This window comes from Stenotrophomonas maltophilia group sp. RNC7, assembly GCF_030910085.1.
Taxonomy (GTDB): Bacteria; Pseudomonadota; Gammaproteobacteria; order Xanthomonadales; family Xanthomonadaceae; genus Stenotrophomonas; species Stenotrophomonas sepilia.
Genome location: NZ_JAVFVN010000083.1, coordinates 1 through 302 on the forward strand (window position 1 = coordinate 1; position 302 = coordinate 302).

Annotated in this window: 1 protein-coding gene; it reads left to right on the forward strand. The window is 69.9% G+C overall.

Going from position 1 to position 302, the window contains the following annotated elements; translation table 11 throughout:
- Positions 1–302, forward strand: a 302-nt coding sequence (locus tag RCF13_RS00830; protein ID WP_308140722.1) for a nitrilase-related carbon-nitrogen hydrolase, incomplete at both ends; no start/stop codon positions are given.

The window sequence follows — 302 nt, forward strand, 5'->3', positions numbered from 1 at the left end:
ATCAGCGCCTCTGGCGCCGCGCTGGTAGTCATGCCCGAAGCACTGCTGGGCGGCTACCCCAAGGGCGAGATCTTCGGAACCCGCCTGGGCTACCGCCTGCCCGAAGGGCGCGACGCCTACGCCCGCTACTACCAGAACGCCATCGATGTACCCGGCCCCGAGACCGACGCGCTGGCCGCGCTGTCGCAACGCACCGGGGCCAGCCTGGTGATCGGCGTGATCGAACGCGCCGGCAGCACGCTGTACTGCACCGCGCTGTACTTCGATCCGGCCACCGGCCTGGTCGCCAAGCACCGCAAGCT